Origin of the sequence: Streptomyces sp. SLBN-8D4, assembly GCF_049739545.1 — a bacterium.
GTDB classification, from domain to species: domain Bacteria; phylum Actinomycetota; class Actinomycetes; order Streptomycetales; family Streptomycetaceae; genus Streptomyces; species Streptomyces canus_C.
This window is the reverse complement of sequence record NZ_JBMGQC010000002.1, coordinates 100,613-108,701: the sequence shown is the minus strand read 5'-3', so window position 1 is coordinate 108,701 and position 8,089 is coordinate 100,613. Positions and strand designations below refer to the sequence as shown.

At 66.2% G+C, this 8,089-nt stretch carries 3 protein-coding genes; 2 read left to right on the top strand and 1 reads right to left on the bottom strand.

What is annotated here, in order from left to right; translation table 11 throughout:
- Nucleotides 1-628: 628 nt before the first annotated feature.
- Nucleotides 629-883 (bottom strand): hypothetical protein, encoded by a 255-nt coding sequence (locus tag RKD20_RS47315; RefSeq protein WP_424883594.1) that lies wholly within the window; start codon nt 881-883, stop codon nt 629-631.
- Nucleotides 884-1,007: 124 nt separating this feature from the next.
- On the opposite strand from RKD20_RS47315, the gene RKD20_RS47310 reads away from it, so the two are divergent.
- Together RKD20_RS47310 and RKD20_RS47305 are read left to right on the top strand one after the other, a co-directional pair.
- The gene (locus RKD20_RS47310) at nt 1,008-3,365 is read left to right on the top strand and encodes a hypothetical protein (RefSeq protein ID WP_424883593.1); all 2,358 of its coding nucleotides are present in this window, start codon (nt 1,008-1,010) and stop codon (nt 3,363-3,365) included.
- Nucleotides 3,366-3,740: 375 nt separating this feature from the next.
- Entirely contained in the window at nt 3,741-8,075 is a 4,335-nt protein-coding gene (locus tag RKD20_RS47305) for an NACHT domain-containing protein (protein ID WP_424883592.1), read from the top strand.
- Nucleotides 8,076-8,089 lie beyond the last annotated feature (14 nt).

Here is an 8,089-nt window from a genome sequence, read left to right as displayed (position 1 = left end):
TGTCGATCTTCTGTGTAGTTACGACATGAGAATGCTGTTGACCTGCTGTGCTTAGAGTTCAGAGATGACACTGCGATCTTGGCTGGTATGGCTTCTGAACTGCTGTGGTTTATCAGAAGGGTTGTAGACCCTCAGGCTGATCTGGCATCTCACCTGTGGTGCTGTGACTAGACAGAAGATGTCGTAACTAGAGAGATAGTTACTTTGCTCGGGAGTAGAGTGCGACGTCGCAGCATAGTTGATCTTTGGGTGGCGGCTGCCTATGCGAGCTCTCCCGTCACGCGGCATATCTAGAACCAGGTACGCGCCGCCGTCACGAAGGGGGAGATCATCCAGTACGGCAGATGCCGCAGGACGTGCTGGACCCAGTGTTCGAAGTGGCGGGTATCCGGTTCGGCGTACCACCAGCCGAAGTAGCTGACGGATGCCTTGGCCGTCGATCAACACACCGACGGCGCTGGGGGACCGCCGCCCCGGCCTGATCCGGGCGAGCTGACTTGGCGGAGCCGCCCTCAGGGGAGGGCATTGCTCGCAGGTGGAAGCCGAGGCCGCTTGCATGGATGGCGCTCGCGGACCGCTTCACGTTGTCCAGTACGTCCTGCTCGGCTGTGCTGAGAACTGGGAATGGTCAGAGGTTGTTGTCGGTGAGGATTCCGCGGTGCACCGTTTCCTCGACTGTGCGTCCCTGCCGCTGTGCCAGGGTGTGGAAGGCGTCGTGTTCCCGCTGCCAGTTCAGGGCACGCTCGGCGGCCGTCTGGCGGACGTACTCATCCGGGGCCAGGCCCAGTACGGACGCGTGGGCGACGATGGCGTCTTGCTCGACGGGAGTGAATTCCGCAAAGAACTCCTGAGGTTGACCGACCGGCTCGGCTGGCATCTGCACTGGCAGTGCCCTGTGCAGACCGTGACGCTATCGCAGTATTTGCCCGCCCGGATTGGCTGGCCCAGGCCTGGGAGTGGTGCGATATCGGATGCTGGTGGGACGGCTGCTTTGTCAGAGTGGGGGAGTGGCTGATGACTTTCGGTTTCTGACGTTGCGGGCGTTCGCGCGGCCGCCGCGGCTGCTGGTGGTGGTGCCTTCTGTTGAGGCGGCGTGGGTGCGATGGGCGGCGGCGGGGCTGGGCGCGTTGAGCCGGGTCTGGGGAGGCTGTGCCGGAGCGGTCGTGCCTGCCTCGGTGGTTGATCATCCTGCGCTGGCGGACGTGATGCGGCGGATGCAGCCCGATCATGTACTGGCGTACGCGCCTTCAGGCGCCACAGTCGAGGGGATCTACCCGGGAGCCGTGCGCCGAGCGCTGGGCGGCCTCGAGGGCGAGGCGAGACGTCAAGCCGAGGACTTCGCACGCACGGAGGCGTGGAATCTTGGGGGGTTGCCGGATCTGGAACCGGCGCTCGCGGCGCTGCGGGAACGGCTGAGCGTCAATGCCATAGGGGAGGCGGTGCAGGAGACGCAGCTATTTGACGACCCGGCACAGGTGGGTCTGACCGCGTTGGCCGACGTGGCTCTCCGACCGGTCCTGGGCGTGCCCTTTCCTCTGGTGACGACGCCGACTGCTTTGGCCTATGCGGCCCGTGTGGGTGTGGACTTGGAGGCGCCCGCCGCCGCGAATCTCGTGCCGGATGAGGCGCGCTGGCGGGACGGGGTCACCCAGCGGGCCAGCACCGCGCTGCTGGACTGGCTGCACCCCGCATCACCGCAGGACACGCTCGCCCTGCTCGATCCTGCGGCAGCCCGATGCGTGCACCTGGACCGTGACCGCCTTCGGGCCGAGCCGGTGGTGGTCGTCGGGGACAGGCCGGAGGATTTCGCGCTGGCCCAGCTCGCCGGCCTGGTCCACGGCCCGTGTATGTGGCTGCCATGGCAGGACCCGAGCCCGTTCACGATCATGGGCCGCTTCCCGCGCTGGAGGGGATCGGGCACGATCCGCGTCACCAGTGCCTCGATGTCCGTGGAGGACGTCGCAGCGCGGATGCACACGATGTGGGACCGGCGGCCGCGCGCCTTCATCAACGGCAAAGAGGTGGACGACAAGGCATTCATCTGCGTGCCTGTGGAGGACCTGCGCACCAGGGGCAACAGCCTCTACGTGCATGAGCAGGCGTGGGATCTGCCGCGTTCGCTGCCCGCCACCGTGTCGCCGGACGGCTCGCTGGAGGCGGCCCTGGGGCTGCCTGCGGAAGTTCCGCCAGGGCTCGATGCCGCCCGGGACAAGTGGCAGGTCCTGCTGGTTGCTTCGGACCACCCGCTGCCACCACACCGCACCTTGACCGGCGACGCACTGCACGCTGGACAGGCCAACTCATGGGAGACGTTCGTACGGGCCGCGGACGGGGGCATCACCTACTCCTCCCATCGCTTCGACTTCGTCCCCCATGGCGCCTCCCTGGCAGGCACGCTGGCCGCACCACGGCTGCGCTGGCCGAGCCTGCCGGCCGTTCTGGTCCTGGCGGCCAAGCCTCACCGTGTGCAGCCAAGCGCCGCGGGCAAACGGGCGGCCGTGGCCGAACGCCTACTTGGCTCCCGGGCAGCCCTTGAGGATCTTGCCGCCGGCCCCGGATGGGACCTTTTGCAGACGTTCCTGCCCGGCCAACAGCATCCCGGCCAGCCCGAGGACGGCTGGTGGTCCTTGAAGACCTCGGTGGTGATGACCTTCCGCGCCCTGGCCGCCACCCCCCTCGCACCCGAATGGGACACCCCGCAACGTCGCGCCCAAGTCGACGAATGGGCCCGGCAGGGACTCCTGCGCCGAGGACTGGCCCTGGGGTGCCAGGAGTGCCCGGCCTTCGAGTTCTACCCCCTGGAGGAGATCGCGCAGCACTACCGTTGCCGGCGCTGCGGCGCCGGCAACGACCTCGTCCAGGCACGCTGGAAGACCGGCACCAGCGAACCCGAGTGGGCCTACGAACTGCACCCGGCCGTGGCCGAACTTATCGACAACAACGCCCACGTGCCCTTGCAGGCCACCCGCTACCTGCGCTGCCGGGCCAGAGGCATGCGCCCCCTGATGACAGCGGAATTCGAGATTTTGCGCAACGGCGAGCCGTTCGTGGAGATCGACTTCGCTCTGGCCGACGCCGACGAAGTCTGGCTGGGCGAAGCGAAGAAGACCAACGCCTTGGGCGACACCCATCGCGACATCAAAAGAGAGCTGTGCAAACTCCTCGATGGCTGCCAGGCGGTTGCCGCGCACCGCCTCGTCCTCGCGACCGCCGCTCCAGCATGGAACACCGCCACTCTGACGGTGGCCAGACGAGAACTGCACGGCCTGCGCACAGCTGGCAAGTACGCCCCCGATGTCTACCTCCTTACCGCCGTAGGTTCCTCCGCGCCAGCCTTCGAGTGCCTCGCCCCGACTCAAGACTGAACACCCGCGCATCTGGCATCGGGTCTTGCCCGTACGCCAGTCCTCCCGTTACCCCTCCCTTCAGGACACACCGAGGCTCAAGCGCCACAACCAGACGGCATCCGCACCTTCCGACGACGGCCGCCGGCCACTCCAGTCCCCGCCTGCGAGTGCAAAGAGGGACCAGCGCCCGCATCGTGCAGGCCGCCTGCCGACATGACATCGGTCATCACGTTCCGCACTTCACGCTCGGCTCTTCGGGGCCACGTCGGTTCACCCGCCAGGGACACGTTGGTCGGGCAGGTGGAACCGGACCGTGTGGAGGTAAGTTCAGTGTCCTTGCCGAAGGGGTGCCGTATGCGGTTGGACAGGTTCTGTGTTCCTGCGGGGGAGGATGTGCCTGTCGACTCCGGCGGATTTCTCCTGAGCCCGCCCGGCTTGTACGGCAGACCGTCGCCGGTGGTGCCGCTGGCCGATGCCTGCGCCGCCTCCGCGGTTCTCCTCGGGGAAGCCGGTATCGGCAAGTCTCATGCCCTGGCCACCGTCCTTGAAGCGAGCAGAAGTGCCGGGGACCGCAACGCCTGCGTACGGGTTGATCTCGGCGAGGTGAGGTCCTGGGACGACCTGACGCGCAAGGCACGGCTGGTACTCAGCCCGCCCGTCTCTGCGGGACCGCCACAGGACTCGACGCTCTCGGACCACGAGAGTGCTCCTGCACGCCTCCTTGTCCTTGACGGCGTCGACGAGTGCCAAGCCCCCAGCAAAGAGCTCGCCGGCTGGCTCACCGACCTGACCGAGACTTACGACTGCCGGCAGTTGCAGGTACTGATCGGCTGCCGCAGCATGGCCTACACCGAAACGCTGCGGCAGGCCGTCGCTGCCGCTTTCGGCATTACGGACGCTCGCACATACACCCTGGCACCCCTACGCCAAGCCGACTTGGCCGTGGCCGCCACTGCTAGGGGCGCTGATCCCGAGCAATTCCTCGAAGCGGTAACCACCGCCGGAGCCCAGACCCTCGCGCGTACACCTCTGACCCTCGACCTGCTGCTGGACACCTTCCTGCAGCACAGCGCACTCCCTGCGAGCCGCGCGGAGCTATATGCATTCGCCCTCCCGCACGCGGTCATGCACCAGGGCAAAGACCGCGCCCCGGACGACCTTGCGGGAAGCCAGGCCCAGAGATTCGCCACCGCCGCCCGCCTTGCCAGCTACTGCCTGCTGACCGGCGCTGACGGCGTCACCACCAGGCGCGACCCCGAGCCCGGTCGGTCTCTGCTGACGATCGACACCTTCCTCGGCAGACGGGAAAGCAGCTCCGGAGAGACCTTCACCATCGAGCGTCCGCTCATCGAAAGCGTGCTGCATAGTGCCCTGTTCAGCAGCCGCGGAACCGCAGCCGCCGGCCCCGCTCACGCCTCCATCGCCTCCTACCTCACCGCCCGGCATCTGTGCGACCACCGCATCCCGCGGGAACAACTGCAGGGACTTCTCATCCACCGCGCAGAGGTCGGCGATCCCGGAATCCCCACTGACCTTCACGAACTGGCTGCCTGGCTCATCGCCCTGAACCCTGCCCTGGGCCCATGGCTGATCGGCATCGACCCCCAGGCCATCGGCTCCTACAGCTCTTACATCGGCGACCCGCATTGCACCAGCCTCATTGTGGAAGGCCTGCTGAGGCAGGCACGGGAGAACACCCCCCGCAACGGCCTGTTCTGGCGGCACACGACACCGCTGCGACACCCCGGCCTCACCGCGCAGCTGACCCGGGCTCTTCGCGACGCCGTAAGCCGTCCCCTCCAGGGCACGTACGAGCTGGAACTCATCCTCGCCCTGATCGCCGAAAACCAGGTAGGGGAGCTGTTGCCAGCAGTGGCGGCTTTCGCCGCAGATGCGGAACGTCCCCATGCGCTACGGCGTATGGCTGCCCAATGCGCCCACCTTCTGGACCAGGACAGGGCTGCGCCCCTACTCAAACCCATCCTGGCCGAACTGGCCGGACGGCCAGAGCACGATCCCGGCGACGGCCTGCGCGGCGCCGTCCTGGAGACGTGCCAGCCATGGCTCACTACCGAAGAACTCACCACAGCGCTGACGCCGCCACAAAGTCACCCGAGCTCGTACACGTCTTTCTGCCAGAGCCTGCCGGACTTGCTCACAGACGACCAGGTCATCCCATTTCTCGACTGGGCCAGCACGGTGCTCATGGACCCCAACTCCCCTTGGGCCGGATGGTCCGACGCGGGCGCGATGGCCCAAAGCCTTATGGACAGGGCGCTGAGCGGACCGGCCGCCGAGGCGCACATCCCGGCCGTCGCCGCATGGCTGCGCCCCTACCTTCGCACCTACCCTCAACTGGCCGTCCCCGCTCCGCTGTGCGCACCACTGGATAATCCCGGCGACGAGCACACGCGCTCTCTGCGCCGTATGCTCGCCCGGCACCTCATCGAACAGGCCCTTGATGACGAGGATGCCTTCCAACTGGCAGAAGGATGGCAGGAGTACCCGCAACGGTCCTACCGGCGCAGCCTTGCGATCGCCACGGAGCCTGAACGAGAACAGCGCACCAGTCTGCTCGATGCCGGGGACTTCGCCTGGCTCGTAGAGCTGGAACGCGATCTCAGTGATCCAAAGGCCCGCCATGCCTGGCCTGCGCTCGAGCAGGTGTGGTCGATGGTCAACACGACCGAGGCCGGCCAGGAGACGGCATGGGCCACACGCAACACCAGGGTCTGGGCGGCCGTGTTTGCCCGTGACTTCGAAGCTATCCCCGTGAACGGCGCCCTCGCGGATCAACTCAAGGCCCGCGAAGCGCGGCGGCAGGCCCGGACGCAACCTTGGGAGGGCCGGGCCGAGTACGTCGAGGCCACCCGCGGCCTGCTCGCACAAGCCGAGTCTGGCAATGCCGACAGCTTTGTGATCCTGTGCCGCAACCTGCAGTGCGATCCGGACACGGGCCGATTTGCCCTTGTCGACTTCGGCAGCGACCTGCTGTCGCTGCCCGGCACCGCCATCCTCACGGACGGCTACGAACACCACCTACTTGCCGCGGCACTTCGCTTCCTCACAGAAAACCTCCCCACCGACGGCAGCTGGATCGGCACTCCCAACTTTTCCCGGCGCTCGTGGGCTGCCATCCTTGCCTTTACCGCACTCCTGAGTGAGGGCCAGGCGCTGGCCCACTTGCCCCCGAGTCAGTGGCGTTCCTGGGCGCCCACCCTCCTGGCCTTTCCCCTCACCAGTGCGGCGGCTCAGCACATGGGCCCGCGCAGCCAGTTGCTGGAAAGGTGCCTTCCTCATGCTGCACAGGAACTCGAGGACACCTACGACGTACTGGTGAGGGCCTACTACGCGGCGCAAGAAACTCATCCCGCGCTCGGCCTGGTATCCCGCATCTGGACTGCACAGTTGGAGACCCGGTTGCTGGACACGCTCACCGACCTCACCACGCAGGCTCACGAGAGTGCTTCCAGCTCGGCCGCCGACTCGGGGGGCCGTGAGGTTCTTACCTTGGTTCTTTCCGAACTTCTGGAGCATGGTAGTGCGGAGATGCGCCAGCAGGCGCTCGAGCGATTCGGGATGCCGTTGCATGGAGCCAGCCCCATGCACGACGAGCGTTTGGACGCCGCCTACCTGCGTGTCTTTCTGGCGTGGATGCCCACCGAAATCTGGCCGACAGCAGAACGCCGCCTCCGCACCGACCCAACAGCACTCCAAGCTGTCGCTGATGCCTTTATGCGCTCCGGCAGGACCCGGGCATGGCTCACCGGCCTTCCCACCCCCGCCCTGGCCGAAATCGCCCGGCTTCTCCTTAGCCACTCCCCGTCGGTCTCCTCGGATGCACCGCCGCACAAGCACAGCACCGTCGTACTCGACCACCTGGCATCCCGAGGCACCAGCGAGGCCATCCTTTCTCTCCGTGCCCTTGCAGGCGACTGGCCCGAGGACTCAGGCCTGCGAATTCTGGTCCACGAAGCCGAGCAAGCACACAGGGAACTCTCCTGGATCCGTCCCACCCCCGACGAGCTGAGCGAGCTGATCCAGGACCCCCGGCGGCGACTGGTCAGGGATGGAGCGGATCTCCTGGACCTCGTCGTCACACTCCTGAACAAGATCCAGGAAGAGCTGATTCAAGGAACCCTCCCTGCAGCGATCTTGTGGAACGAGACCCGAACGGAAACGCTTCCCGACGGCAAGAAGACACGACAGCGACTGCGTTTCCCCAAAGACGAAAACCTCGTATCCGACTACCTCGCCCACTACCTGCGTCGCGACCTCGCCGAAGGTGGCATCCTCATCAACCGTGAGGTACAGGTCAACCGAAACATCAAGGGAGCAGGCGACCGCATCGACCTGCTCCTGCAGGCCCCAACCGCTCCACAGCCCCAATCCGCAGCCCCCCGGGTGCCGGACGAACCCGTAGCCCATGTCGCCATCGAAGTAAAAGGCAACTGGCACAACGAGATCGAAACAGCTATGGAGACCCAGCTTGCCGACGACTACCTCACCGCGCTCCACACCCGCAACGGCCTCTACCTGATCGCCTTCTTCCCCCACGACCAATGGACGGCAGATGAACGCAAGCGACCGGCAGCAGGTCAGACCCGAGCCAGCCTGCAAGAGACCTACGACACCCAAGCCAGTCATCTCAACAACAGCAGAAACCTGGACATTCGCGCATTCGTACTCGACTGCACCATTCGCACTCCAGCACAGCGCAACACCTGACTAGCGAACCCCGT